This window comes from bacterium, from assembly GCA_035691305.1.
Classification (GTDB): Bacteria; Sysuimicrobiota; Sysuimicrobiia; order Sysuimicrobiales; family Segetimicrobiaceae; genus DASSJF01.
In genome coordinates, this window is the sequence record DASSJF010000003.1 from 1 (window position 1) to 24,741 (window position 24,741).

Sequence of the window (24,741 nt, forward strand, 5' to 3'; positions counted from 1 at the left end):
ACAGTCCACGTGCGCGTAGTGCCGCTTCTCCGTCTCGTACTCCACGTGGCTGATCGCGATCGTGATCCCCCGCTCCTTCTCCTCCGGCGCGTTGTCGATCTCATAAAACCCCAGCGCCTTCGTCTTCCCCAAACTCGCCAAAACCCCCGTGATCGCCGCCGTCAACGTCGTCTTCCCGTGATCCACGTGCCCGATCGTCCCCACATTGACGTGCGGCTTCGTCCGCTCAAACTTCGCCTTCGCCATCGCCAGCCTCCCTATGCCTGCCCGCTATGCCTTGCTGCCTGCGCCCGCCTTGACCAGCGTTTCCGCGATCGAATTCGGCACTTCTTCGTAGTGCGAAAACTCCATGGTATACGTCGCGCGGCCCTGCGTGTTGGACCGCAGCTGCGTCGCGTAGCCGAACATCTCCGCCAACGGCACCTCGGCCGCGACGATGCGCAGGCCGCCGCGCTGCTCCATCGCGGAGATCCGGCCGCGCCGCGCGCTCAGGTCGCCGATAACGTCGCCCATGTACTGGTCGGGCGTTGTGACCTCGACCTTCATCACCGGCTCGAGCAGGACCGGATTGGAGTGCTGCACCGCCGCCTTGAACGCCATCGAGCCGGCGATCTTGAACGCCATCTCCGAGGAGTCGACCTCGTGGTAGGACCCGTCGACGAGCGTCGCCCGTACGTCCACCACCGGGTACGCCGCGAGCACGCCGCTCTCGGTCGCCTCGCGCACTCCGGATTCCACGGCCGGGATGTACTCGCGCGGAATGCGGCCGCCCGTGATCTTGTCGACGAACTCGATGCCGGTCCCCCGCGGCAGCGGTTCGACCTCCAACCAGCAGTGGCCGTACTGGCCGCGGCCGCCGGTCTGCCGGATGTAGCGACCTTCCGCCTTCGTCGCCCTGCGGATCGTCTCGCGGTAGGCCACCTGCGGCCGGCCGACGTTCGCCTCGACCTTGAACTCCCGCAGCAGCCGGTCGGTAATGATCTCGAGGTGCAGCTCGCCCATCCCGGAGATGATGGTCTGGGCCGTCTCCGGATCGAACTTCACTTTGAACGTCGGGTCCTCTTCCGCGAGCTTGGCCAGCGAGGCGCTCAGCTTCTCTTCGTCCGCCCGCGTCTTCGGCTCCACCGCGACGGCGATCACCGGCTCCGGGAACTTGATCGACTCCAGCACGATCGGCTTCGATTCGTCGCACAACGTATCGCCGGTCGTGGTGTCCTTGAGGCCGACGGCCGCGACGACGTTGCCCGCGGAGACCGACTCGATGTCCTCGCGGTGGTTCGCGTGCATCTGAAGCAGCCGGCTGACGCGCTCGCGCCGGTCCCGCGTCGCGTTGTAGACGTACGAGCCCGAGGCGAGCGTCCCCGAGTACACGCGGAAGTACGTCAGCTTGCCGACGTACGGATCGGTCACGATCTTGAACGCCAGCGCGCAGAACGGCGCCTTGGGATCGGCCGGGCGGGTCTCCTTGGTGTCGCTCTTGGGATTCTGGCCTTCCACGGGCGGGACGTCGAGCGGCGAGGGCAGAAAGTTCACGACCGCGTCAAGCAGCGGCTGCACGCCCTTGTTTCTGAACGCGGTGCCGCAGAGCACCGGGTTGATCTTCGCCGCAATCGTGCCCCGACGGATCGCGCCGAGGATCTCGTCCTCGGTCAGCGGCGTGCCTTCCAGGTACTTCTCGGTCAGGTGGTCGTCCAGCTCGGCCGCCGCCTCGACGAGATGCCCGCGGTGCTCCTCGGCGAGCTGCTTGAGGTTCGCCGGGATCTCGGTTTCGTCGCTGCGGGTCCCCAGGTCGTCGGCGTAGACGATCGCTTTCATCGCGACGAGATCGACGACGCCCTCGAAGCCGTCCTCCGCACCGATCGGAATCTGCAGCGGGACCGCCTTGGCGTCCAGACGGTCCTTCATCATGCCGAGCGTACGGTAGAAATCGGCCCCGGTGCGGTCCATCTTATTGATGAAAACGATCCGCGGGACGCCGTACCGGTCCGCCTGGCGCCACACCGTCTCGGACTGCGGCTGGACGCCTTCGACCGCGCTCAGGATGACGACCGTGCCGTCGAGGACGCGCAGCGATCGCTCCACCTCCGCGGTGAAGTCCACGTGGCCGGGCGTGTCGATGATGTTGATGCTGTGGCCGCGCCACTGGCAGGTCGTCGCCGCGGACGTGATGGTGATGCCGCGCTCGCGCTCCTGAATCATCCAGTCCATCGTCGCGGAGCCTTCGTCGACCTCGCCGAGCCGGTGCGTCCGCCCCGTGTAGAAGAGGATACGCTCGGTCGTCGTGGTCTTGCCCGCGTCGATGTGGGCGATGATCCCGATGTTCCGAATATTGTCGAGCGACGTTTGCGCCGTCATGTTGTCCTTCTTTGTCTCCAGCAGCGTTGCCATGGACCCCCCGGATCTGCCTACCAGCGGTAGTGTGCGAACGCCTTGTTGGCCTCCGCCATCTTGTGCGTGTCCTCGCGCCGCTTCACCGCGGCGCCCTGGTTATTGCTCGCGTCCAGAATCTCGGCGGCCAACTTCTCCCGCATCGTACGGCCCGGCCGCTGCCGGGCGTACGTGACGAGCCAGCGCATGCCGAGCGACGTCCGGCGCTCCGGCCGCACCTCGACCGGCACCTGGTAGGTCGCGCCGCCGACGCGCCGCGGCCTGACCTCAAGCACCGGCATGATGTTGTGCAGCGCCGCATCCAGCGTCTTGGCCGGGTCCTTGCCGCCCTTGTCCTTGAGTGTCTCCAGCGCGCCGTACACGATGCGCTCGGCGAGGCTCTTCTTGCCCCGCGTCATGACCTTGTTCACGAGCCGCGTCACCGAGGGGCTCTGGTACACCATGTCGCCCGGAACCGCCCGCAGCGAGACCTGGCCCTTGCGCGGCATCTACGCCACCCCCGCCTGCGCCTTGGGACGCTTGGCGCCGTACTTGGAGCGGCCCCGCCGTCGGTCTTGCACGCCCGCGGAGTCGAGCGTGCCCCGGATGATGTGGTACCGGATGCCCGGCAGATCCTTGACGCGGCCGCCGCGAATCAGCACGACCGAGTGTTCCTGGAGGTTGTGGCCGATGCCGGGAATGTAGGCGGTGACCTCGATCCCGTTCGTCAACCGCACGCGCGCGATCTTCCGCAGGGCGGAGTTCGGCTTTTTCGGCGTGATCGTCCTGACCTGGATGCACACGCCGCGCTTCTGCGGACAGACATCCAGCGCCGGGGACTTGCTCTTCACCCGCTCCACCTTGCGGCCGTGGCGCAGCAACTGGCTGATTGTCGGCACGCGTCCCCTCCTCGACGTTCTCGTTTCCGGCGCCGGCGCATCCCGCCGGCGCGTCACATCCGCCCTCCCGCGGGGCGACAGACGACACCCCCGGGCGGACGACGACTCCGTCCGCCTAGGGTTGGTGGCGATGCCGGCGGCCGGGTCTCCGGCCGGGTTATCGCACGGCTGACCTGTATGCGATTAACGATGCGCCATACGTGACGCCCGAGAGGGCGCCCTGCGGCGCATTTCCGCCGTCCCGCCGGTCCCCGGGCGGCGCCGGCCGAACGTGCCGCCGGCTTTAGTTCCCGCTCCCGGAGGGTTCGAGGATCGCTGCGGCTGCAGCGCCGACCGCGATCCCGCACGCCCGGCCGAGCGCTGCCATGGAGGACACTTCGACGACTTCCATGCCACGTTCCCGGGCTGCCCGGAGCAGAGGCTCCGTCACCCGGCGATCGGCATCCTGAGCAACGAATACGACCCGCGCCTGACCGCGGCTGATCGCCTTCGCCGTCTGGTTCGTGCCGACCGCGCGCTGCGCCGCTGCTTTCAGACGCTCCACGTCCACGACCGCTCGACCAAGGCATTATACTCGGGACCCAAAAGGGTGTCAATCGGTGGACTCCCGGATGCGGTCGTCCCTCCGAGGCCACCTATAAAGGGGAACCGCCTTCGGCGAGCGGCTCTTGGGCGGCGCCGGCTAACCGCGAAACACCGCTGAGACGAGCGGCGCCCCGCCCGCGAGCGCGGCCGCCGCGATGATCAGCGCCGCGCCGAGCGGCACGGTGAGGTGGCGCCCCCACCGGAACGACCGCTCCGCCGCCATCACCACGCCGAGGGCGAGCATCCACCCGAGGTGCACGCCGCCGATCGCGAACATGAGCAGCATGAGCGTCCAGCAGCACCCGACACAAAAGAGGCCGTGCCGCACGCCGAGCCGGAGCGCCTCGGCCGCCGGGTTCGCACCCCGCCAGGTCTCGGCGACGAACGAATAGGGCGAGCGGCACTTCGTGAGGCACATCTCCTTGAGCGGCGTAACCTGGTAGACTCCCGCGACAAGCAGCACCGCGACGCCGATCCACTGGGAGGCGTTCGCCACCGCGGGCAGCCCCGCCGCCAGGGCGTGGACGTAGGCGTCGCCCCGGAACGCCGCGACGCCGAAAACCGCCCACACGCCGAGGTAGCCGAGAACGAGCCGCCCCACCAGCGGGGCCGGCCGCGGCCGGCGCGCCACCATGCGAGCGAAGAGATTGATGAGCGGCAGGCTCCCCGGCAGCATCATCGCGATCACCATCAGGGTCCACCCGCCACCGAAGACGGCCAACCGGGAAACGGGGAGGCCGCCCTCCCCGATCCCCCGGTGGTCCAGCAGTCCCGCGTACGGCGAGGCGGCCCATCCGGCGAGCGCGGCCCAGGCCGCCAGCGCGAGCGCGCCCACGGCAAAGGCATACCAGCGCCCGTCGTCCGTGGTCCGCACCATACCCATCATGGCCGCACCGCCTCTTTGGCGCGCCGCGGCGCGCCGGCCCGCCCCTACATCTCGAACCGGAAGTTGCCGAGGACCGCGTTGCGCCCGTTGAACTCCAGCTTCATCCCGAGTTTGGGCATGTTGATCTTGAAGTTCATCGCCTTCCCGACGTACGCCGGCGATCCGGGGATCGTGCTGAAGATACTGTCGACCAGTTTGGTGGGCCGTCCCTGCGCATCGGTGTAGGGCTGCATCTCCGCCGAGACCGTGTCGCCGATCCGCACCGTGCCCCTGCCTTCTGTGATGTTAAAGTCGATCGGCACATCGTACACGCCGACCACCTCGCCGATCAGCGGCGAGAGATCCGCGAGCGGTCCGCCGAGCTTGCCGGTGTGCGCCGCGAGAATCGCCTCTTTCTGCTGGGGGGTCGCCGTGCTGTCCACGTGGGCCGCGACCTTCCAGTTGCCCTTAAGAATGTTTCCCGGCACGTGGGCGACGAGGGCCAGCGTGAGGCCCGCCACGCTCGTGCCATTGATCTCGCCTTTGTCATAGTGATAGCAGATCACCGTATCGCAGGTGCCGCCGTCCGGATCGTCGCCGACCCAACACGGGCATGGTCCGCCGCAGGAGCAGGCTTCGAGCAGCCGGCCTTCGACGCTGTATCCCATCACGTCACCTCCACACGGATCTGATACGCAATCGGGCGTCGGACTACTTCACGAACGTGATGACTTCGGCGCCCTTCGGAATCAGGTAGCTAACCGCCACACGCGCGGTAACCTTGCCGTTGTTGGCGGCCATGTGCACGTACCCGCCGCTCTCGGTGAACATCTGGCCGGCCTTGAACGTCTTCGGGCCCGCCGCGTCGGTCACGGTGATCACACCGCTCAGCACCTGCGCGACGACCGGCCCGCCGTGCCTGTGCTTCGGGATCACGGCGCCCGGCGGCAGATCCACTACCTGGCTGATGAGATCGTAGTTGCCGGCCTGCACGTTGATCGGATAGGCCGCGGTGCCGACGATGACGGGGCCGGGCGCGGCGGCGTACGAAACGGCGACGCCGGCGACCAGCAGCGCAACGAGCATGACCCAAACCGCACGCAGCATGTTCATACCTCCACTTCGCCCCACAGGGTCACGGCGGCGTCTGAGTAGAGCGAATCCAGCTTCACAGCCCGATAGTCCGGGTCGGCGTTGAGCGTGTCGAAATGCGCAAATTTGTCGATCTCGTAGACAAACATGCGGTTCGGAGTCCCGGACGCCATCGACGCATAATACCGCAGGTTCCGCCCGCCGTGCCGCCCGATGACGTCCTTGATCCTGCGAATTTCGGCTTTTGCCTTTTCCTTGTTGTCGGGATGGATGTGAAACGTGGCGTGGACGATCACTGCGGCTTCCCCCTTTTTGATGCGACGGGCAACGCCCCGGCGGCTACAGGTCGACCGTCACGAGGAACTCCGCGACGTCCTTGCGCAGTGCGGGGCCGCGGTCGTGGCCGTGGCTCTCCACCGCGTGCGTCGCCGCGGCGTCGATGAGGTCTTCCTTCTGCGACGCGGGGGCCATGATCACGAGCTGGCACTTCTTCTCGCTGGGAAACTGGCCGCAGTTTGCGACGAGCCACGTGCCCTTGCTGAGGCCCAGTTGGTCGATGCCCATCGGCTTCCGCCTCCTGTAGTTGCGTCTTGCCTTAGACCCTACAGGCGGCGCGTTGTCGGGGCGTTGACGGACCGTTACCTGGGAGTTCGCGCGAACGGGGAACACGCGCAGCGGGCGGGGGAGGCACCGGCACTACTTCACCCCGGCGTCCTCCGGGACGAATAGACGTTCGGCCTCGGCCGGCTCGAGGGCCGCTCCCGCGGCACAGGCGGCGGCAAACGCTTCCTCCCCCATGGCCGCGCGCAGGGCAGCCGAGTCCCGCTCGTACCGCGCCTGATCCGCCGCCCAACGGGAGGCGCCCGAGTCCTTCCGGAGTGTTTCGGCGAGCCCCAACAGCCCCGCGGCCTGCGCGAGCGCCCCTCGGGCTTGCGCGGTGAACGCCAGGGCCTCCAGGCAGTCCGCCGCGCCGAGCCGGTCTCCGCGCGTCTGTCGCGACGCGAGGCTGCTGCGAAGTAGCGCGGCCGACCGCGTGAGGTCGTCCGCCCAAGCGAGCCCGAGATGATAGTGTGCCGCGGATGTCCCGTCCTCGTCACGCGCCGCGCGGAACGCGGCGAGAGCCTCCTCGAGAGACTCCCGCGCCCGCGGCCCGTCGCCGCGGTACCGCGCCACGATGCCTCGCCCGAGCAGCGAGTCCGCGACTCCCGCCTGGTACGCCGCGTTTGCGCGGGGGCCGCCTTCGGCCGGGACGGTGAGGCTCTCGGTGAACAAGACCGCGGCACGGTCGACCTCCCCGACGGCCAGCAGCGCGAGGCCGAGGCTCGACTTGCGGTTGTACGGCGCGTCCGACGTCTTGCCGAGTTCCTCTGAAAGCGCCGTGCCGGCCTCGAGCAGCCGAACCGCCTCGCGCGTTTGACCGCGCAGCAGCGCGATCCGTCCGAGGCGCACGAGCGACGTCGCCACGGCGGGTTTCCTTCCCAGATGGCGCTGCAGCTCCAGCGCCTCGTGCATGAGCGCGGCGGCTTTCGCGTAGTCGCCTTGATTCGCCGCGTCGACGCCGAGCCACTGGAGGCACTGCGCGATGCCTGCGCTGTCGCCGGCCGCGCGAAACACGGCGAGGCTCTCTTCGAGCAGCGGAATCGCGCGATCCCGCGCGCCCTCGTGCTGCGCGACCGTCGCAACTTCGGCGAGCGCCACGGCCGTCGCCCAGCCGGGCGCCGTCGATCGAGAGAGGGCCTGGCTTTCCGCGCACAGCGCGGCGCCGCGGACCCGATCGCCCAGGTGCCACACCGCGTGCCCGAGCCGCGCGAGGAACAGCATGAGCGCGTGCGTGTCACCGCTCGCCCGCGCGAGCGGCACGGCCTTGTCCATGATGGCGACCGCGCGGGTGAAATCGTCCTGCGCGAACGCGAGCCGCGCCGCGCCTTCGAGCACCTTCGTGTAGGCGGGGCTTCCCTCGCGGTCCGGCCGGAGCGCCCGCTCGAGCCATTCCCGCCCCTCCGTCAGGTATCCGCGGCCGTGCCAGTAACCCGCCAGCGCCGCGGCCAGGCGGAGTCCGGTGCCGTCGACCGGCTGGCCGAGCGACCACTCGAGGGCGGCCCAGAAGTTGTCGTGCTCGGCCTCGAGCCGGTCGAGCCACGACGCCTGGCGCGGACCCCGGAGTTCCGGTTCGGCGCGCTCGGCAAATGCGAGGAAAAACGCCGCGTGCCGGCGCCGGGCGGCGTCCGCTTCGCCGGCTTCGACGAGCTTGACCCGCACGAAATCGCGCACGGTTTCCAACAACCGGTACCGCGCGCTGCCGCCGGCCTGCTCGAGCTGCACCATCGATTTGTCGACGAGACGTCCCAGCAGTTCCAGCACGTCCATCTCGTCGACACGGTCGCTCGCCCCGAGTACCTGCGCCGCGTCGAGCGTGAATCCGCCGGCGAAGACGGACAGCGCGCGCAACAGCGCGCGCTCCGGCTCCGACAGCAGGTCGTAGCTCCACTGCATCGCCGCGCGCAGCGTCTGATGGCGGGACAGCGCGGTCCGGGTCCCGCCGCTGAGCAGCCGGAACCGGCTGTCGAGCCGCGCGGCGATCGCGTCCACGGGCAGGGACTTGAGCCGGGCCGCCGCCAGTTCGATCGCGAGTGGAATGCCGTCGAGGTGCGCGCAGATCTGACCCACCATCGGCGCATTCTCTTCGGTCAGCTCGAAGCCCGGCCGGCTCAGCGCCGCGCGCTCGACGAACAGCCGGACCGCCTCGAACGCGCGCAGTTCTTCGATCGGGCACGGGCGGCGTGTATCGGGGGCCGAGAGCGAGGAGACGCGGTGCACGAGCTCGCCCTGCATGCCGAGTACTTCGCGGCTCGTGGCCAGGACGTGGAGATCGGGACACCGCCGGAGCAGATCTTCGGCAAGCTGCGCGGACGCGGCCGCCACGTGCTCGCAGTTGTCCAGCACCAACAGCGCGTGTTTGGCGAGAAAGTAGTCGCCCAGCGCGGCGCTCGCCGGCCGGCCGGCTTCCTCGCGGACGCTCACCACGCCCGCCACCGCCTGCGGCACAAGCGCCGGATCGGCGACGACTGAGAGATCGGCCAACCAGACGCCGTCCGGGAAGTCCTGCAGGAGGCGCGCCGCCACCTCGAGCGCGAGCCGGGTCTTACCCACGCCGCCGGCCCCGGTCAGCGTGAGCTGCCGGCCGTCCGTCATGCTGTTGCGGAGCTCCGCGAGCTCGCGCGCGCGCCCCACGAAACTGGTCAGCTGGAGCGGAAGATTCGTGCGGCCGGTGGCGCGAAAGTCCACCGCCGGACGTGCCGGCTTGACCGCCGGCGAGCCGGGCTGCGGGAAGCGGCCGGCCTGAATGTCCTCGTGCAGACGCCGGCTGGCCTCGTCGGGCTCCGCCTCGAATTCCCGGCTCAGCGACTCCTTGAGCAGTTGGTACTGCCGCAGCGCCTGCGGCCGCTGGCCGGTGAGGGCATACAGACGCATCAGGCTGCGGTGCGCGTCCTCGCGCCCCGCGTCGCGGGACACCAGCAGCTGCAGCGTCTCGATCGCGCGCGCCTCGTCGCGCTGCGATTCGTAGAGCGCGGCGAGATCCGAGAGCAGCCTGAGCCAGTCCTGGTGGAGCGACTCGCGGCGGCCGGAGGACCATTCCTCATACTGGTCCTCCGGCAGCAGATCGCCGGCATACAGCTCGAGCGCCGCGCGGTAGGCCGCGGGCTCCCCGCCCTTCCTGGCCGCGGTGGCGGCGGCGGTGAACGCGTCGACGTCGATCCACACCGCGCCGGGCGCGGCCAGGCTGACGATGTCGTCGTGGACCCGGCAGTAGCGGGCGGAGTCTCCGGCGGCCGCGGGGGCCAGCGTCCGGCGAACCACGTGCAGGGTCTTGCGGAAATTGTTGGAGGCGGCGTCGGGGTCGAAGTGCGGCCACAAGAACTCCAGCACCTGCTCCCGGTGTAGGCGTCCGCCGGGGGAAAGCGCAAGCAGCTTGACGAGGCTGCGGGCCTTGCGCAGCCGCCACGCGGCCGGATCGATGTCGCGCGATCCGACACGCACGCGGAAACCGCCGAGCAGCCACACGCGCAGATCGTCGGGCGCGTCGCGGGTTCCTGCGGCGTCGGTGCGTCGGGTGGTTGCCATCCCCAGGCTACCCTCGTCGGCGCGGCTTGGCGACAGGTTCCAGGGCTGCGCCGCCGATCCTCTCAGGCCGGGGGCCGCCTGGACGTCGGGCACACGCCGGCGGAGCTCCTCCCCAACAAGAAGGGCCCTCCCTCACGGGAGGGCCCTCCGAAACGCCAAGACCGTCTCGCCTACGCCAAGCCTTCGACCGCCACCTTGGTCGCCCGATACCGGTGCATCCCGGTGCCGGCCGGGATCAGCTTGCCGATGATCACGTTCTCCTTCAGGCCGAGCAGCGGGTCGACCTTGCCCTTCGTGGCCGCGTCGGTGAGGACGCGCGCCGTCTCCTGGAACGAGGCCGCGGAGAGGAAGCTCTCCGTGGCGAGCGACGCCTTGGTGATGCCGAGCAGCACGGGCCGCGCGGTCGCGGGCTCCTTGCGCGAGGCCATCGCCCGGGCGTTCTCCTCCTCGAGCGCGAAGATGTCCACGAGTTCTCCGGGCAGGAACTCCGTGCCGCCCGGTTCCTCGACCTTTACCCGCCGCAGCATCTGGCGCACGATAATCTCGATGTGCTTGTCGTTGATGTCGACGCCCTGCGACCGGTACACGCTCTGGATCTCCTGGACCAGGTACCCCTGCACCGCGGCGAGGCCCTTGATCCGCAGAATGTCGTGCGGGTTGACGGACCCCTCTGTGAGCTGGTCGCCGGCCGCGGCCCGCTCGCCGTCGGCCACGCGAATCCGGACGCCGTAGGCGACCGGGTACTCGCGCTCGTCGTCGCGTCCGGCGAGCGTGATGATGCGCGTGCCCTTGCTCTCGGAGAGCGCGGCCTTGCCGTCGATCTCCGCGATCACGGCCTGGCCCTTCGGGCGCCGGGCCTCGAACAGTTCCTCGACGCGCGGCAGGCCCTGCGTGATGTCGAAGCCCGCGACACCGCCGGTGTGGAACGTCCGCATCGTGAGCTGCGTGCCGGGCTCGCCGATCGACTGCGCGGCGATGATGCCGACCGCCTCGCCGATCTCCACGAGCTTGCCGGTCGCCAGGTTGCGCCCGTAGCACTTCGCGCAGATGCCGAACCGGGTCTTGCAGCCAAGCACCGACCGCACGACCACCGACGTGACGCCGGCCTCTTCGGCCGCCTCGGCCGCGACCTGGTCGATCTCGGCGCCGGCTTCGATCAGGACCTTCTTGCTGCGCGGCGCGAGCACATCCTCGGCCGCGACGCGGCCGGCGATCCGGTCGGCCAGCGGCACCACGACCTGCGTGCCGTCCATGACGGGCGTCATCTCGACGCCCGACGTCGTGTGGCAGTCGTCCTCCCGGACGATCACGTCCTGCGCCACGTCGACGAGCCGCCGGGTCAGATAGCCCGACTCGGACGTGCGGATCGCGGTGTCGGCGAGACCCTTGCGCTGTCCGTGGGTGCTGATGAAGTACTCCAGGACCGTGAGGCCCTCGCGGAAGTTCGCCTTGATCGGCAGTTCGATGATCCGGCCGCTTGGGTCGGTCATGAGGCCGCGCATCCCGGCCAGCTGGCGAATCTGCTGAATGTTGCCCCGGGCGCCGGACTGGGCCATCATGTACAGCGGATTGAACGGGTCGAACGTGCTGAGCATCCGCCGTGTGATCGTCTCCGTCGCGTCCGTCCAGACATCGACCGTCTTGAGGTACCGCTCCTCGTTGGTAATGAGACCGCGCCGGTACTGGGTGTCGATCGCGTCGACTTCCTTGTCGGCCTTGCCGAGGATCTCTTCCTTCTCCTTCGGGATCACAATGTCCGACAGCGCGATGCCGCTGCCGCTCACCGTGGCGTAGTGGAACCCCAGATCCTTGATGCTGTCGAGCAGCTGGACCGTCTTCGTCGAGCCGAGGCGGCTGTAGGCCTCGGACACGATCTGGGACAGAATTTTGCGGTCGCAGACCTCGTTGATGAACCGCAGCTCCTCCGGGATCGCCTCGTTGAAGATCACGCGGCCGACCGTCGTCTCGACCAGCTCGCCGTCGTGGCTGAGCCGCACCTTGATCTTGGCGTGCAGATCGACTACGCCGCTCTCGTAGGCCAGCACGACCTCGTCGGGCCGGCTGAACACCTTGCCCTCGCCCTTCGCCCCCCCCCGCTCCAGCGTCAGGTAGTAGCACCCGAAGACGATGTCGCGGGTCGGCGACGTGATCGCGCGGCCGTAGGCCGGCGACAGGATGTTGTACGCGGACAGCATCAGCACGCGCGCCTCGGCCTGCGCCGCGGCGCTCAGCGGCACGTGCACCGCCATCTGGTCGCCGTCGAAGTCCGCGTTGTACGCGGTGCAGACGAGCGGGTGCACCTGGATCGCCTTGCCCTCGATCAACACCGGCTCGAACGCCTGGATGCCGAGGCGGTGCAGCGTCGGGGCGCGGTTGAGGAGCACCGGATGTTCGTGCACGACCTCCTCGAGCACGTCCCAGACTTCGGGCCGCGCGCGCTCGACCATTCGCTTCGCGCTCTTGATGTTCTGGCTGAGCCCGCGGTCGACGAGCTTTTTCATCACGAACGGCTTGAAGAGCTCGAGCGCCATCTCCTTGGGCAGCCCGCACTGGTGGAGGCGCAGGTTCGGACCCACCACGATCACGGAGCGGCCGGAGTAGTCGACGCGCTTGCCGAGCAGGTTCTGACGGAACCGTCCCTGCTTGCCTTTCAGCATGTCGGACAGCGACTTGAGCGGACGGTTGTTGGGCCCCGTGACCGGACGGCCGCGCCGGCCGTTGTCGATCAGCGCGTCCACGGCTTCCTGCAGCATGCGCTTTTCGTTACGCACGATGATCTCGGGCGCCCCGAGATCCAGGAGACGCTTCAGGCGGTTGTTCCGGTTGATCACGCGGCGGTACAGGTCGTTGAGGTCGCTCGTCGCGAACCGGCCGCCGTCGAGCTGCACCATCGGACGCAGATCCGGCGGGATCACCGGCACGACATCGAGGATCATCCAGTCCGGCGTGTTACCGCTCTTGCGGAACGCCTCGACGACCTCGAGCCGCTTGAGGATTTTCATCCGCTTCTGCCCGCCTGCGGTCTTCAGCTCGGCGCGCAGCTTCTTCGTCGTCTGGTCCAGATTGAGGTCGCGCAGCAGCTCCTTGATCGCCTCTGCGCCGATGCCGGCCTGGAAGGTGGTCCCATGCTTGTCGCGCAGCTCCCGGTAGTCGGCCTCGGTGAGCAGCTGGCCGCGGCTCAGGCCCTTGATCGTGCCCGGGTCGGTGACGACGTAGGCCGCGAAGTACACGACCCGCTCGAGCGCCCGGGGAGACATGTCGAGCAGCAGGCCGATCCGGCTCGGTACGCCCTTGAGATACCAGATGTGGCAGACCGGGGCGGCCAGCTCGATGTGGCCCATCCGCTCGCGGCGCACCTTGGCGCGGGTCACTTCCACCCCGCACCGGTCGCAGACGATGCCCTTGAACCGGATGCGCTTATACTTGCCGCAGTGGCACTCCCAGTCCTTGGTCGGGCCGAAGATCCGCTCGCAGAACAGCCCGTCGCGCTCGGGCTTCAGCGTACGGTAGTTGATCGTCTCCGGTTTCTTGACCTCGCCGCGCGACCACTGACGGATCTGGTCGGGCGAGGCGAGCGCGATCTTGACCGCGTCGAAGTTGTTGACGTCCTGCATCGGCTCTAATACTCCTCGACGAGGGCTTCCTCGCCCTCGAGGTTGATGCCGAGGGCCCGCGCCGTCTCGGCGATGTCTTCCTCGATTTCCTTGAGCTCGATCTCCTTCTGGTCCTCGCTCAGCACCTTGACGTCGAGGCAGAGGCTCTGGAGCTCCTTGACGAGCACCTTGAAGGACTCCGGCACGCCGGGCTCCTGGATGTTCTCGCCCTTGACGATCGCCTCGTACGTCTTCACGCGGCCGACGACGTCGTCGGACTTGACGGTCAGCAACTCCTGCAGGGTGTTCGCGGCCCCGTACGCCTCGAGCGCCCACACCTCCATCTCGCCGAACCGCTGCCCGCCGAACTGCGCCTTGCCGCCGAGCGGCTGCTGGGTGATGAGGGAATACGGCCCCGTCGAGCGGGCGTGGATCTTGTCCTCGACGAGGTGCAGCAACTTCATCATGTAGATCTGGCCGACCGTGACCTGCTGGTCGAACGGCTCGCCCGTCCGCCCGTCGTAGAGGCGCACCTTGCCCGACTCGGAGATGTGCACGCGCGCGCCTTCCTCGGTCTCGCCGGCGGTCTTGAGCAGACCGCGGATCTCGTCCTCGCGCGGGCCGTCGAACACCGGCGTCTCGGCGTAGAAGCCGAGCATCTCCGCGGCCCAGCCGAGGTGCGTCTCCAGCACCTGGCCGACGTTCATCCGCGAGGGCACGCCGAGCGGGTTGAGCACGATGTCGATCGGCGTCCCGTCCGGCAGGTACGGCATGTCTTCCGCCGACAGGATCTTGCTGATGACGCCCTTGTTGCCGTGCCGGCCGGCCATCTTGTCGCCGACCGTGATCTTCCGCTTCTGGGCGACGTAGACCCGAACGAGCTGGTTCACGCCGGGCGAGAGCTCGTCCCCCGCCTCGCGCGAGAAGACCCGCACCGACACGACCTTGCCCTTCTCCCCGTGCGGCACCTTGAGCGACGTGTCGCGGACCTCGCGCGCCTTCTCGCCGAAGATCGCCCGCAGGAGCCGCTCCTCCGCGGTCAGCTCGGTCTCGCCCTTCGGCGTCACCTTGCCGACCAGGATGTCGCCGCTGCGCACCTCCGCGCCGATGCGGATGATGCCGCGCTCGTCGAGATCGCGCAGCGCCTCCTCGCCGACGTTCGGGATGTCGCGGGTGATCTCTTCGGGCCCGAGCTTCGTGTCGCGGGCCTCGACCTCGTACTCCTCGATGTGGATGCTCGTGAAGAGGTCCTTCTGCACGAGGCGCTCGCTGATCAAGATCGCGTCCTCGTAGTTGTAGCCTTCCCACGGCATGAACGCGACCAGCACGTTGTGCCCGAGCGCCATCTCCCCCTGGTCCGTGCACGGCCCGTCGGCGATCACGTCCCCGACCGAGACCTTCTCCCCGGCCTCCACGATCGGCCGCTGGTTGATGCACGTGCCCTGGTTGCTGCGCTGGAACTTGACGAGCTTGTACGTGCGCTCCTTGCCGCGCTCCGGTTTCAGCGTGATCTGGTCGCCGGTGACGCTGAGGACCTCGCCGGCCTCGCGCGCCACCACCACGGCGCCGGAGTCCACCGCGGAGCGGTGCTCCATGCCGGTCCCGACGAGCGGCGCCTCGGTCCGCAGCAGCGGGACCGCCTGGCGCTGCATGTTGGAGCCCATGAGCGCGCGGTTGGCGTCGTCGTGCTCGAGGAACGGAATCAGCGCGGTCGCCACGCTGACGATCTGCTTCGGCGACACGTCCATGTAGTCGACCTTGTCCGGCGGCACCACCACGATCGCGCTGCCGCGCCGCGCGGTCACGCGCGACTCGGTGAGCTTGCCTTCCGTGTTCGTCTTTGCGTTGGCCTGTGCGATCGTGTACTTCTCCTCGTCGTCGGCGGTGAGGAATTCCATCGATCGCGTGACGCGGCCGTCGCGCACCTTGCGGTACGGGGTCTCGATGAACCCGTACGGATTGACCCGCGCGAAGGTGGCGAGCGACGAGATGAGGCCGATGTTCGGGCCTTCCGGCGTCTCGATCGGGCACATCCGGCCGTAGTGCGAGGTGTGCACGTCGCGCACCTCGAATCCCGCCCGCTCGCGGCTCAGGCCGCCCGGTCCGAGCGCCGACAGCCGGCGCTTGTGGGTCAGCTCGGCCAGCGGGTTCGTCTGGTCCATGAACTGCGAGAGCTGGCTGGACCCGAAGAACTCCTTGATCGCTGCGACGACGGGGCGAATGTTGATCAGAACCTGCGGCGTGATCGCCGCGGCCTCCTGAATCGTCATCCGCTCGCGGATCACGCGCTCCATCCGCAGCATGCCGATGCGGAACTGGTTCTGCAGCAGCTCGCCGACCGACCGCACCCGGCGGTTGCCGAGATGGTCGATATCGTCCGGCTTACCCTGACCGTTCCGCAGCGCGATCAGGTAGCGGATGATCTCCACGATGTCCTTGGAGCGCAGCACGCGCCCCTCGGGCCCCGGAGTCTGCTCGGGCTTGAAACCGAGCTTCTTGTCCAGCTTGTAGCGGCCGACGCGGCCGACGTCGTAGCGGCGCGGATCGAAGAAGAGCGTGTTGAGCAGTGTGCGCGCGCTCTCGATGGTGGGCGGGTCGCCCGGGCGCAGGCGGCGGTAGATGCCGAGCAACGCGTCGTCGGCGGTCTTGGTCTCGTCCTTGGCGAGGGTCGCCTTGACCGCCTCGTCGTGGCTGTACAGCTTGAGGATCGCGTCGTCGTCGCCGTACTTGAGCGCGCGCAGCAGCACCGTCACCGGCAGCTTGCGGGTGCGGTCGATGCGCACGAAGACGACGCCGTTGGCGTCGATCTCAAACTCGAGCCACGCGCCGCGGTGCGGGATGACGGTGGCCGTCGGCAACAGGTGGCCGTTCGCGTCCGGGGTCATGCTGTAATAGACGCCCGGCGAGCGGACCAACTGGCTCACCACGACGCGCTCGGCGCCGTTGATGACGAACGTCCCCTGCTCGGTCATCAGCGGAAAGTCGCCCATGAAGACTTCCTGCTCCTTGACCTCGCCGGTCTCTTTGATGACGAGCCGCACCTGGACCTTGAGCGCGGCGCTGTAGTTGTAGTCGCGTTCGCGGCAGTCGTCGACCGAGTACTTGAGCTGCTCGAACCGGTACCCGTCGAAGTCGAGCGTCAGATCGCCGTTCTCGGACTCCTGTCCCGTCGAGCGGCGCTTGCGGCCGACCGCGAAGTGCAGTTCGAGATTGCCGGTGAAGTCCTTGATCGGCGAGATCTCGTTGAAGACCTCGCGGATGCCGTCGCGTAGAAACCACTTGAACGACTCCCGCTGGATCTCGACGAGATTCGGGACGTCGAGGACGTCGTGGATCTTCGCAAAGCTGACCCGGCTGCGCTTCCCTCGCCGCGACGCGCGCACCTCACCCAGTCCGCGGACCGTCCGCGTGGACGAGTGCGACGGCGGCGTGGGCGGCGGCGCCTGAAGCAGCGCGACCGGCGCGCGCTCGGCGTTGGTCGGCAGCACGATGGTCCGCATCAGCCGCGGACGCCCATGCTTGGCCGTTCCCGTTCCCGCCGCGGGCCGCTGGAGCCGGCCGCGCAGGCTGTCCTTCACAATCAAACGCATCGCGCCGGGTTTCGCCTTGGCGCCGCGGCGCGCTGGAGCGGTTCTCGTCCTGGCCTTCGGCGACGCAGTCTTTCTCGTCACGCTGTTCGCCTCCGTGGTGTACGTGGAAGAAAGCCGGGAACGGACGCGGGCAGACGTCGGCCCGCGTCCGGACGGCTGACTGGGACCCTCAGCACAGTGACAGTAGATTGCGGCATTGAGGAGTAAACTACATTATACTGACGGGAGCACGGGCCGTCAAGGGATGTCTCGCCGGTGACCTGAGCGGCGTTCCCGCGACCCGTCTCGCCCCGTCAGGGGCGTCCTCAATCCCCGCGAGCGGCCCTACTTGACCTCGACCGTAGCGCCCACGTCGGAGAGCTTGGTCTTGATCGTATCGGCCTCTTGCTTCGAGACCTTCTCTTTCACGGGCTTGGGTGCACCGTCGACCAGGTCCTTGGCTTCCTTGAGGCCGAGTCCGGTCAACTCGCGGACGACCTTGATCACCTGAATCTTCTTGTCGCCCACCGCGGTCAGAATGGCGTCGAACTCCGTCTGCTCTTCGATCGCCGCCGCCGCGCCACCGGCCGCCGCCGCGCCGGCCGCCGGGGCCATCGCCATCATGGGCGCGGCCGCGGTGACGCCGAACTTCTCTTCCAGCGCCTTGACCAGCTTCGACAGATCGAGGGCCGACAGGTTCCCGATCTCGTCAACGATCTTTTCGACTGTCGCCTGCTCCGCCATGCTCATCCCCTCCTGGGACCCGGTGCCCCGGTCTTCCGTCTATGCCTGCGCTACGCTTCTCGTACCGCCTCCGAACTGGGTTTGGGCTCAGCCGGCGCCTCGGCGGCCGGTTCAGCCGGCAGCGTGCCGCCGTCGGACGCGGGGGCGGCCTGGGCCGCCGGCCCTTCCGCCGGCGCCGCCGCCGATTCCTGGGGCGCCGGCGCTTCGGCTGCGCTCTCCGTCGGGGCCGGAGCGGGCGCCTCGGCCTCCCGCTTCTTCCGGATGGCGTCGAGCGCCGTCACGAGCCCGCGCGGGGCCGCGTTCAGCACCATCACGAGCGAGTACAGCGGCGCCTGGATGCCGCCGACGACCCGCGCGAGGAGCTCCGGCTTGCTCGGCAGCGTCGCGAGCGCCTGGACGGCCGCGGCGTCCAGCGCGTGACCTTCCACCACACCGCCTTTGATCTCGAGCTTGCGGAACTGCCGGATGAAGTCCTGAAGCAGCCGGGCCGGCACGCCCGGGTCGTCCTTCCCGAAGACCACCGCCGTCGGACCGCTGAGATGGGGATCGAGGCCCTTGACGCCGACCTTTTGGGCCGCTCGGCTCAGCAGCGTGTTCTTGGCGACGCGGTACTCGAGGGAGGCGCCGCGCAGCTTGCCTCGCAGCGTACCGATCTCGCCGACCGTGAGGCCGCGGTAGTCGGTCAGGATCACGATCGTCGAATTCCGCAGGCGCTCTTCGAGCGCCTCCACTTCGGCGACCTTGTTCGGTCTCGGCTCGGTCATCGACTGCCTCCGACGCCGTCGCATCCCGACGGCTAGTCCCGCACCTGCGGGGCGACGCCTGCGACTCGCAGGCTGGTCCCGCTGACGCGGGGCCGGGCGAACGAAAAGAGACTCCGTAGACCATGGAGTCTCCCGCGGCTTGCGGAGCCTCGGCGGGCGGTCGCGAGACCTTTAGGCGGACGGGCCGCACCCGCTGTCTACGGCGCTGTGCAATTGACCGGACCTATCCTAACACCGGCGCCCGACCGCGTCAACGGCGCCGGCAAACGGTTAGACCGGGACGGGCGCCTGCGCCTTGCTCGGGTCGATCTTGATGCCCGGGCCCATGGTCGCGCTGATGGAGATGCTCTTGAGGTACTGGCCCTTCGAAGACGAGGGCTTCGCCCGCACGACGGCGTTGATGAGTGTGTCGAAGTTCTCGGACAGCGCCTGCTCGCTGAACGAGGCCTTGCCGATCGCGGTGTGGATGATGCCCGTCTTGTCCACGCGGTACTCGATCTTGCCGCCCTTGGTCTCGCGCACGGCGCGGCCGACGTCGAAGGTTACGGTGCCGGCCTTCGGGTTCGGCATCAGGCCGCGTGGGCCGAGCGAGCGGCCGAGACGGCCGACGACGTTCATCACGTCCGGCGTCGCGATCGCGACATCGAAGTCGAACCAACCGCCCTGGACCTTCTCCACGAACTCCTCGAGCCCGGCGTAGTCGGCGCCGGCCTCCTGCGCTTCTTTGACCTTGTCGCCCTTGGCGAACGCGAGTACGCGGACCGTCTTCCCGGTGCCGTGCGGCAGGACGACCGTGCCGCGGACCTGCTGGTCCGCCTGCTTCGGGTCGATCCCGAGCCGGATGTGCGCTTCGATGGTCTCGTCGAACTTCGCGCGCGGCGCCTGCTTCAGCGCCGCCACCGCGCCCTGCGGTTCGTAGAGCTTCTCCGGATCGACGTGCTTGAGCGCTTCACGGTACCGCTTGCCATGTGCCATGCTGTTCCCTCCTGTGGTCCCGGCGGACCCTTCACGTCCTCCCACAGCCCTACGCGACCTTCATTATGCAACCTCGATGCCCATGCTGCGCGCTGTGCCCTCGATCATCCGCATCGCGGCCTCGATGTCCCGCGCGTTGAGGTCCGGCATCTTCGTCTCGGCGATCTCGCGGATCTGCTGGCGCGTCACCTTGCCGACCTTCTTCTTGTTCGGCTCCCCGGACGCGGTCTCGAGGCCCGCGGCCTTCTTCAGAAGCACGGACGCCGGCGGCGTCTTGGTGACGAACGCGAACGTCCGGTCGGCGTAGATCGTGATCTCGACCGGCACGATCGTCCCGGCCTGCCGCGCCGTCTTTTCATTGTACGACTTGCAGAACTCCATGATGTTCACGCCGTGCTGGCCGAGCGCCGGGCCGACGGGCGGCGCGGGCGTGGCCTTGCCGGCCGGAATCTGCAGTTTGACGATCGCGACGACTTTCTTCATGCGGCCCCCCTGCGAACGCTAGATCTTCTCGACCTGCGCGAAGTCGAGCTCGACCGGCGTCTCCCGACCGAAGATCGACACGAGCACGCGCACCTTTTCTTTCTCCGGCAAGATCTCGTCGACCACGCCGCTGAAGTCCATAAAAGGTCCCGAGTTGATCCGGACCGCCGAGCCTTTCTGGTAAGTGATGCGGAACTTCGGCGTCTCGTCGCCGAGCTGTTTGAGAATCGCCTTGACCTCGCGGTCCTGCAGCGGCAGCGGCTTCGCGCCCGAACCGACGAATCCCGTAACGCCGGGCGTGTTGCGCACAACGTACCAGGAGTCGTCGTCCATGATCATTTCGACCAGCACGTAACCGGGGAACACCTTCTTCTTGGCGATCCGCCGCTTGCCGTCTTTGATCTCGATCTCGTCCTCGGTGGGCACGAGGATCCGGAAGATCTTGTCCGCTTGGCCCATCGACGCGATCCGCCGTTCGAGATTGGTACGGACCTTGTTCTCGTACCCCGAGTAGGTGTGGATCACGAACCACCGGGCGCCGCGGGCGGCGCGCGCAGCTTCGTCTTCCGGGCTGACCGGCTCCACGCCGGAAATCTCCACGCCGGGCGGAAGTTCGAGCGTTCCCTCAGCGGTGACAGCCTGCGGGGCAGACGGCTCCTCGGCTGCTTCGGCCGCCTCGGCTTCCTCGCCCGGCGGCACCAGCACGCCAACCGGGGACTGCGGCGGTTGGGGGGCCCCGCCCTCCGCCCGTTCGGCGACGGGCCGTTCGGGCGCCGGAGCCGCGGGCTGCTGCTCGCGCTCCTGGTCCTCCGGCTCGTCGCGGAACAACTGCTGCGCGAGCGTGGCGGCGTCGGGCTTGGTCGATCCCTGCGGACGATTACGATCTTCCGGCATCGGTCGCGCGGTCTCCGTCCTGCTCCCGGCTCGTGAATTACCGGGATCTCAAAATCGGCTCGAGCAGCTTGGCGAACACCAGATCGATGCCGCCGAGGTACAGCGCGGTCACGGTCAGCACGAACACGACGACCACAGATGAGGCAATGACCGCCTGGCGGTCTGGCCATGCGACACGGTTCATCTCGCCCCGGACTTCCTTGAGGAACTGCGCCGAGACTTCGATAACGTTGGGCATGCGCCGCGCCACCGGGCGGGCGGGCCGAGGCCGCTCCGGGGCCTGCACGCGCGCCGGCTTGCCGGGTACTGGTCCAGCCGCTCCTTCGGGTCCCCGCGCCATAGAAACGCCCCCAAACAAAAAAAGACTGCCTTGCCGTCCCGCCTCATTATATCAGCGCGACCCTCGCTGTCAACGCTTTGCCCGCTTCCGCCCCGGTGCGCCGATCCGCGGACAAGAAAACGGTGCGGCCTCGCTACTCCGGGGCGGGGGGAGAAGGGCATGCCCCCGAAGCAACTCAACCGCACCGTCTTCGAACTCTGTCGGGGGTTCCTCGCCCCCATCGCTTACTATCCCCTCGCCTCTGCGGCCCTAAACATACGCAACGAGACTTTTTCGGAAAGAATTCCTGGACCGACCGCCCCGGTCTTCGGTCGCTGCTTTAAGGGGCGAGCCAGACCGAGCGCAGCCGCACCATTCCGTCGGGGACCTGCACGAAACCTCGCACGTGGCTGCTGACCAGCTTATATTCCTTGGGGTAGAAGAGGAAAATGTACGGCACATCGTCGGCGACGATCCGGCTGACCTCTGCGTAGGCGCGCCGGCGCTGGGACATGTCGCTCAGCAGGCGCGCGCCGTCGAGCAGCACGGTCGCCCGGTCGCTCACGTAGTCGGCCAAGTTCAGCCCGCCGATTCCGGTCTGTGTCACGAACGGGTAGACGTCGAAGTCCGGATCGGGGCGCCCGCTCCAGATGCTAAGTGTCGCCTGGTGCTGCGCCTTCTGCATCATTTCGAGGAACGCGGCGCCCTCGAGGATCTGAATCTGTGCGCGAATGCCGGCTTCCGCGGCCATGGACTGGATCGCCTGCGCGACGGTCGCGTCTTGCTGGCCGGACCCCGCGAGCAGCAGGGTGAACGTGAAGCCGGCGGGGTGTCCGGCCTGCGCGAGCTTCTCCTTCGCAAGCGCGATGTTGCGCTCGGGAATCGGCATCGACGGATCGTACGCAGGCGTACCGTTCGGAAAGAACGACCGCGCGGGATACGCCGCATCGCGCAGCACCACGTGGGCGAGCGCCCGGCGATCGATCGTCAGGCTCAGCGCCTGCCGCAGCAGCTTGTTGTCGAACGGCGGCTTGGTCACGTTGAGCGGCATCGCGTTCCACTGGAACGCGCCCCGCTCGAGGAGATGGAAGCTCGCGCCGGGCTGCGCCCCTTCCTTCGCCAGTTCCGGCTCCTGCGGCAGCGGCACGTTCGCCACGATGTCCACGTCGCCGCTCTTCAGATTGGCGATCCGCGCGGGATCGCTCGTGATCACCCGGAAAACGAGCCGGTCGACATACGGCAGGCCCTTCACCCAGTAGTCCGGATTGCGCTCGAACGTCACGTGGTCTTGAGGTACGCGCTCCACGAACCGGAACGGGCCGGTGCCGACGGGATGCTGCGTGAAGTTCATGCCTTCCTTCGCAAGCGCGGCCGGCGAGAGCATCATTCCGGCACGGTCCGTCAGCGCGTAGAGCAGCGGGCTGTAGGGACGGTCCATCTCGACCTGGATCGTGTACGGATCGACGACCGCGACGCGCTGTACCGGGCGCATCTCCGCCTTGCGGATCGGCGGGAACTTGGGGTCGAGCATGCGATCGAAGTTGAGTTTGACGGCGTCGGCGTTGAAGGGGGTGCCGTCTTGAAACTTCACGCCCTGCCGCAACTTGAACGTCACCGTCCGGCCGTCCGCGGCTACGGTCCACGACGTCGCGAGCATCGGGACGATGGTCAGGTTTTCGTCCGTGTCCACGAGCTTGTCAAAAACGTTCTGGTACGACTGCCGGTCGAGCGCGGCGCCGGAGAGATGCGGGTCGAGGGTGACGATATCGCCGCTCAGCGCTACGCGCAGCGTACCGCCCCGGCGCACCCCCTGCCCAGCCGCCACCGAGACCAACCCCAGGCCGAGCAGGCAGACCAGGCCGGCCGCCAATGCTCTGCGCATCATCCCACCCCCGATCTCGTTGCGACACCGTTCGCGGGGAAGCGGACCCTCCCTTCTCGAACGAAGACGCCACGAGTATTGCGGGAGGAGGCCGACCGTGGAACTTGTCCGTCCCCAGCGCAGCGAGGCGCGTCCGGCAGATACACCGTCGAACTTCGGCGGCACCGTCCACATGCAGCGGTGGCGGCAGGCGAAGGACGCGGCGTCCGCGGATCTCGTCGCGGTCTTCTTCGACCACGGCGCGCGGACGCGACCGCACGTCCACAGGTCCGATCAGGTGTTGTTCGTCGTCGAGGGCGAAGGAATCGTCGCGACCGAGCGGAACCGCCGGCTCATCCACCCTGGAGACATTGTCATCGTGCCGGCCGGTGAATGGCACTGGCACGGCGCGACACCAACGAGCGCGATGTGCCACGTCTCGTCGCGGCCGGCCGGGCCAACGGATTGGAGCGTGCCGCTTCGGGATTGGGATACGTATATGGAAGGCGCACGCTAAACCGGCGGCACCCGGCTACTCTGCCGGCAGCCGGCTCGTCGAAACGGCGCGCCGCAGCACGCGCATAGTGACGCGTCCATGTTTTGCCCGGCCCGCTCGAACGAGTACGGCGATTCGACTACCCGGGACAGGGAACGCCGCGCGAGCGGTGAACGGCAACGTTACGCACGGCCTCCGGGGGACGGAGATGGTCGTCGGTAGATACCTACGGTTGCCGGAAGGATATTCCGCGGAACAGGTCGGCAAGGTCTGGTACCTCGCGGATCCTGGCGGCGCGCTGCTCTTCAATTACCCGGATGCCACGGCGGTCGAACTCTTTGCGTGGCGCCACGCCTGGCGAACGCGGCACGAGGCCTTCGAGGAGGAACCGGCCGCTTTCCACGTCGGCGCCCGCTCCGCGGCAACGATCGGTTGCTACCGGCCGTCGAGCGGGCGACGTGATACCGCAGAGGCGCCGCCGAACCCGAAGCGACGGTCGCGTCGGTTCAAACCGGTCTCTCGCCGGGTGGTCGCCGCCGCGGCCGCGGGAGCGACCCTCGGTTTCGTCGCCGGCCTCGGCGCGTTGGGATGGTGGCTGTACCCGATCGCGCCGTTTTTGATGCCGGGCCAGCCAACGGCCTCGATTTCCGCACAACCCAAGCCGCCGGGCGCCGGACTGGTGGCCGCCGGCCTCCCCGAGATGGAGCGGGCCGCCGAAGCGGCGTATGGCGTCCCCAAGGCGCGGTACGCCGTCAGCGTCGGGAGTTACACGAATCCGGCGGCAGCGGACCGGATGAAGCACCTCGTGCGGAGCAAAGGGTACATTGTCGACGTCATCCGGCGCGGCGCGGTGTCCCGGGTGATGACCCGATTGTTCCCGACGCGCGCACAGGCCGAGCTTGTAGCGCGCGTCTTCGAGGAGATCCAGCTTCCGGCACACCTCGTGACCTGGCGTGTCATTTAGGCGCCCGCACCGGTAAATTCCGCACCCGACGCACAATCGGGTGCGCGTCCGATCACCTCCCGGAAGACGCGGCGCTACGCTGATTCGTGAGGCGCGGCTCCTCGTGAGGGAGGCATCCTCGTGAGCGCGGTTGCCAGAGCGCCCGACGT

Annotated in this window: 22 protein-coding genes; 2 read left to right on the forward strand and 20 right to left on the reverse strand. The window is 68.2% G+C overall.

The features are described from left to right. The 20 genes from VFL28_00365 to VFL28_00460 form a co-directional block, all read right to left on the reverse strand. The coding region (locus VFL28_00365; GenBank protein HET7263095.1) for a GTP-binding protein at window positions 1–246 on the reverse strand (246 nt) is incomplete at its 3' end. 24 nt (window positions 247–270) lie between these two features. Then, window positions 271–2,355, reverse strand: a complete 2,085-nt coding sequence (gene fusA, locus VFL28_00370) for an elongation factor G (protein ID HET7263096.1) — start codon at window positions 2,353–2,355, stop codon at window positions 271–273. Between the two features lie 50 nt (window positions 2,356–2,405). Next, a complete protein-coding gene (gene rpsG, locus VFL28_00375; GenBank protein HET7263097.1) occupies window positions 2,406–2,876 on the reverse strand; it encodes a 30S ribosomal protein S7 in 471 nt (156 codons plus the stop codon). Continuing rightward, window positions 2,877–3,266: a 30S ribosomal protein S12 gene (gene rpsL, locus VFL28_00380; protein ID HET7263098.1), complete on the reverse strand. Its 390-nt coding sequence runs from the start codon at window positions 3,264–3,266 to the stop codon at window positions 2,877–2,879. Between the two features lie 283 nt (window positions 3,267–3,549). Further along, window positions 3,550–3,816, reverse strand: coding sequence for a ribosomal L7Ae/L30e/S12e/Gadd45 family protein (locus VFL28_00385; GenBank protein ID HET7263099.1), 267 nt, complete (start codon window positions 3,814–3,816; stop codon window positions 3,550–3,552). A gap of 132 nt (window positions 3,817–3,948) precedes the next feature. After that, window positions 3,949–4,728: a DUF2182 domain-containing protein gene (locus VFL28_00390; protein HET7263100.1), complete on the reverse strand. Its 780-nt coding sequence runs from the start codon at window positions 4,726–4,728 to the stop codon at window positions 3,949–3,951. A gap of 53 nt (window positions 4,729–4,781) precedes the next feature. Then, entirely contained in the window at window positions 4,782–5,384 is a 603-nt protein-coding gene (locus VFL28_00395) for a DUF1326 domain-containing protein (protein HET7263101.1), read from the reverse strand. Between the two features lie 43 nt (window positions 5,385–5,427). After that, window positions 5,428–5,823, reverse strand: coding sequence for a cupin domain-containing protein (locus VFL28_00400; GenBank protein ID HET7263102.1), 396 nt, complete (start codon window positions 5,821–5,823; stop codon window positions 5,428–5,430). Between the two features lie 2 nt (window positions 5,824–5,825). Then, window positions 5,826–6,104: a hypothetical protein gene (locus tag VFL28_00405; protein ID HET7263103.1), complete on the reverse strand. Its 279-nt coding sequence runs from the start codon at window positions 6,102–6,104 to the stop codon at window positions 5,826–5,828. Between the two features lie 43 nt (window positions 6,105–6,147). Then, complete coding sequence (locus VFL28_00410) at window positions 6,148–6,372, reverse strand: DUF1059 domain-containing protein (protein ID HET7263104.1); 225 nt, start codon at window positions 6,370–6,372, stop codon at window positions 6,148–6,150. Window positions 6,373–6,504: 132 nt separating this feature from the next. Next, on the reverse strand, window positions 6,505–9,930 hold the full coding sequence (locus VFL28_00415; GenBank protein ID HET7263105.1) for a tetratricopeptide repeat protein: 3,426 nt from the start codon (window positions 9,928–9,930) through the stop codon (window positions 6,505–6,507). A 170-nt stretch (window positions 9,931–10,100) separates the two neighbouring features. After that, a complete protein-coding gene (gene rpoC / locus VFL28_00420) occupies window positions 10,101–13,544 on the reverse strand; it encodes a DNA-directed RNA polymerase subunit beta' (GenBank protein ID HET7263106.1) in 3,444 nt (1,147 codons plus the stop codon). 5 nt (window positions 13,545–13,549) lie between these two features. Continuing rightward, on the reverse strand, window positions 13,550–17,113 hold the full coding sequence (gene rpoB / locus VFL28_00425) for a DNA-directed RNA polymerase subunit beta (GenBank protein ID HET7263107.1): 3,564 nt from the start codon (window positions 17,111–17,113) through the stop codon (window positions 13,550–13,552). 324 nt (window positions 17,114–17,437) lie between these two features. Then, window positions 17,438–17,836: a 50S ribosomal protein L7/L12 gene (rplL, locus tag VFL28_00430; GenBank protein HET7263108.1), complete on the reverse strand. Its 399-nt coding sequence runs from the start codon at window positions 17,834–17,836 to the stop codon at window positions 17,438–17,440. A 50-nt stretch (window positions 17,837–17,886) separates the two neighbouring features. Then, complete coding sequence (rplJ, locus tag VFL28_00435; protein HET7263109.1) at window positions 17,887–18,600, reverse strand: 50S ribosomal protein L10; 714 nt, start codon at window positions 18,598–18,600, stop codon at window positions 17,887–17,889. A 270-nt stretch (window positions 18,601–18,870) separates the two neighbouring features. Then, on the reverse strand, window positions 18,871–19,575 hold the full coding sequence (gene rplA / locus VFL28_00440) for a 50S ribosomal protein L1 (GenBank protein ID HET7263110.1): 705 nt from the start codon (window positions 19,573–19,575) through the stop codon (window positions 18,871–18,873). A 63-nt stretch (window positions 19,576–19,638) separates the two neighbouring features. Next, window positions 19,639–20,058: a 50S ribosomal protein L11 gene (gene rplK / locus VFL28_00445; GenBank protein HET7263111.1), complete on the reverse strand. Its 420-nt coding sequence runs from the start codon at window positions 20,056–20,058 to the stop codon at window positions 19,639–19,641. A gap of 18 nt (window positions 20,059–20,076) precedes the next feature. Further along, window positions 20,077–20,643 (reverse strand): transcription termination/antitermination protein NusG, encoded by a 567-nt coding sequence (gene nusG, locus VFL28_00450; protein HET7263112.1) that lies wholly within the window; start codon window positions 20,641–20,643, stop codon window positions 20,077–20,079. 346 nt (window positions 20,644–20,989) lie between these two features. Further along, window positions 20,990–21,190: a preprotein translocase subunit SecE gene (gene secE, locus VFL28_00455; GenBank protein ID HET7263113.1), complete on the reverse strand. Its 201-nt coding sequence runs from the start codon at window positions 21,188–21,190 to the stop codon at window positions 20,990–20,992. A gap of 421 nt (window positions 21,191–21,611) precedes the next feature. Further along, window positions 21,612–23,156 (reverse strand): ABC transporter substrate-binding protein, encoded by a 1,545-nt coding sequence (locus tag VFL28_00460; protein ID HET7263114.1) that lies wholly within the window; start codon window positions 23,154–23,156, stop codon window positions 21,612–21,614. Between the two features lie 94 nt (window positions 23,157–23,250). Here VFL28_00460 and VFL28_00465 point away from each other — a divergent pair, with 94 nt between their 5' ends. After that, entirely contained in the window at window positions 23,251–23,649 is a 399-nt protein-coding gene (locus tag VFL28_00465) for a cupin domain-containing protein (protein HET7263115.1), read from the forward strand. Between the two features lie 148 nt (window positions 23,650–23,797). Further along, a complete protein-coding gene (locus VFL28_00470) occupies window positions 23,798–24,592 on the forward strand; it encodes an SPOR domain-containing protein (protein ID HET7263116.1) in 795 nt (264 codons plus the stop codon). Window positions 24,593–24,741 lie beyond the last annotated feature (149 nt).

What these genes read in the sequence shown, in the direction of transcription:
- fusA (HET7263096.1), bottom strand. Translation starts at nt 2,355, where the DNA reads ATGACGGCGCAAACGTCGCTCGACAATATTCGGAACATCGGGATCATC.
- rpsG (HET7263097.1), bottom strand. Translation starts at nt 2,876, where the DNA reads ATGCCGCGCAAGGGCCAGGTCTCGCTGCGGGCGGTTCCGGGCGACATG.
- VFL28_00390 (HET7263100.1), bottom strand. Translation starts at nt 4,728, where the DNA reads ATGGTGCGGACCACGGACGACGGGCGCTGGTATGCCTTTGCCGTGGGC.
- VFL28_00395 (HET7263101.1), bottom strand. Translation starts at nt 5,384, where the DNA reads ATGGGATACAGCGTCGAAGGCCGGCTGCTCGAAGCCTGCTCCTGCGGC.
- VFL28_00400 (HET7263102.1), bottom strand. Translation starts at nt 5,823, where the DNA reads ATGCTGCGTGCGGTTTGGGTCATGCTCGTTGCGCTGCTGGTCGCCGGC.
- VFL28_00410 (HET7263104.1), bottom strand. Translation starts at nt 6,372, where the DNA reads ATGGGCATCGACCAACTGGGCCTCAGCAAGGGCACGTGGCTCGTCGCA.
- VFL28_00415 (HET7263105.1), bottom strand. Translation starts at nt 9,930, where the DNA reads ATGGCAACCACCCGACGCACCGACGCCGCAGGAACCCGCGACGCGCCC.
- rpoC (HET7263106.1), bottom strand. Translation starts at nt 13,544, where the DNA reads ATGCAGGACGTCAACAACTTCGACGCGGTCAAGATCGCGCTCGCCTCG.
- rpoB (HET7263107.1), bottom strand. Translation starts at nt 17,113, where the DNA reads ATGCGTTTGATTGTGAAGGACAGCCTGCGCGGCCGGCTCCAGCGGCCC.
- rplL (HET7263108.1), bottom strand. Translation starts at nt 17,836, where the DNA reads ATGGCGGAGCAGGCGACAGTCGAAAAGATCGTTGACGAGATCGGGAAC.
- rplJ (HET7263109.1), bottom strand. Translation starts at nt 18,600, where the DNA reads ATGACCGAGCCGAGACCGAACAAGGTCGCCGAAGTGGAGGCGCTCGAA.
- rplA (HET7263110.1), bottom strand. Translation starts at nt 19,575, where the DNA reads ATGGCACATGGCAAGCGGTACCGTGAAGCGCTCAAGCACGTCGATCCG.
- rplK (HET7263111.1), bottom strand. Translation starts at nt 20,058, where the DNA reads ATGAAGAAAGTCGTCGCGATCGTCAAACTGCAGATTCCGGCCGGCAAG.
- secE (HET7263113.1), bottom strand. Translation starts at nt 21,190, where the DNA reads ATGCCCAACGTTATCGAAGTCTCGGCGCAGTTCCTCAAGGAAGTCCGG.
- VFL28_00460 (HET7263114.1), bottom strand. Translation starts at nt 23,156, where the DNA reads ATGATGCGCAGAGCATTGGCGGCCGGCCTGGTCTGCCTGCTCGGCCTG.